Consider the following 1,690-nt stretch of genomic DNA (forward strand, 5'->3'; position numbering starts at 1 on the left):
AAAATTCATTTCAGATGCAGAACTCAGAAAAGAATTTACAAAGCTTAGACATTCTGATGAATATGCATGGTTACTGAATATCTCAAATAATGTAACCAAACAGGCGATCAAAGATGCCTGTACTGCTTATAAGAACTTTTTCAGGGGCTTGCAAAAGTTCCCAAGATTCAAGTCAAAAAAGAGATCAATGCCGAAGTTCTATCAGGACAACGTTAAGATACGCTTCAGTAATACACACGTTAAATTTGAAGGCTTTTCTTCCAGCAGGAAAGCAAATAAACAAAAAATGAATTGGGTAAGGCTTGCAGAACATGGACGTATTCCGACAGATGCTAAATATATGAACCCGAGAATATCCTTTGACGGATTGAACTGGTGGATCAGCGTATGTGTAGAATTTCCTGACTGCAGGGAAACACTTAATGATGACGGAGTCGGCATAGACCTGGGAATCAAAGACCTGGCTGTCTGCTCTGATGGGACTAAGTATAAGAACATCAATAAGAGTCAGAAAGTAAAGAAATCAGAAAAACAGAAACGCAGGTTACAGCGTAGTATCTCTCGTTCTTACGAGAAAAATAAGAAAGGGGAAAGTTACTGTAAAACAAATAATGTAATCAAAAAGGAAAAACTTTTATTAAAACGAAATCACAGATTAACAAATATCCGTAAAAACTATTTGAATCAGACCATATCTGAGATCATAAATCGAAAACCAAGATTTATATGTATTGAAGATCTGAATGTCAGCGGAATGATGAAAAACAGACATTTATCCAAAGCAGTCCAAGAACAGGGATTTTTTGGGTTTAGAAAACAGCTCGAATATAAATGCAGCGATAAAGGGATCCAGCTTATTGTGGCTGATCGGTTTTATCCATCATCAAAGCTTTGCAGCTGTTGTGGGAATATCAAAAAAGATCTGAAGTTATCTGACAGAGTTTATAGATGTGAGTGTGGGAATATGATTGACAGAGATTTCCAGGCATCTATAAATCTCAAGACTTATGGAGAAAAATTTGCAAGTTGACACTGAAACGTTAATGCAAATATGTACGGATACGTTAGTCCGGAATTTACGCCTATGGAGAGTACAAGAACTTGTGAGTAGATAGATATTTATATCATCAAAAGCATACTCGTTGAAGTAGGAATGAAACATAGAAGTTTATAACTTTTTATAAGTTTTCAGTAACGGTTTTGTAGAGTGGTGGTTGGTATGGGGGTGCCATAGTGTGCTTTTTGTCTGTGGAAAGAAGAATAGTGACTGGGAATGATAAAAAATAAAAAAAGTAAAAAAAGGGATTGACAGTGGGGGATAGGAGTGTTATATTAGTTGAGCTGTCGGAAATAATTGTTTCTTAGAAAGAGACAATTTAAAGTGATTTCTGAAAGAAAAAAGAAATTAAAAAAAGTGTTTGACAACTTAAAACAAATATGTTAAAGTAATCAAGTCGCTTGAACAGAGCCGACAATCACAGATCGGAAGAACAGTTCGGAAATCCGGAAGAGTTCGAAAAACTTTGAAAAAAACTTGAAAAAAGTGCTTGACAAAGAAAAAGAGATGTGATAAAGTAAAAAAGCTGTCGCAAGACGGACAACCTTGATAACTAAACAGTGAAACACATACGATTCTCGAAAATTCTTTACATTTTTAAGAACGGTTTGAAAAACCAAAAACAGTAAAACG

General features: G+C 35.1%; 1 protein-coding gene. It reads left to right on the top strand.

Translation table 11 applies throughout. From position 1 onward, the window contains the following. On the top strand, nt 1-1,030 hold a 1,030-nt coding region (locus I4V44_RS17355; RefSeq protein ID WP_196003018.1), incomplete at its 5' end, for an RNA-guided endonuclease InsQ/TnpB family protein. Nucleotides 1,031-1,690 lie beyond the last annotated feature (660 nt).

Origin of the sequence: Blautia sp. 1001283B150304_161114_C9 (genome assembly GCF_015668165.1) — a bacterium.
In the GTDB taxonomy this organism is placed as follows: domain Bacteria; phylum Bacillota; class Clostridia; order Lachnospirales; family Lachnospiraceae; genus Blautia_A; species Blautia_A wexlerae.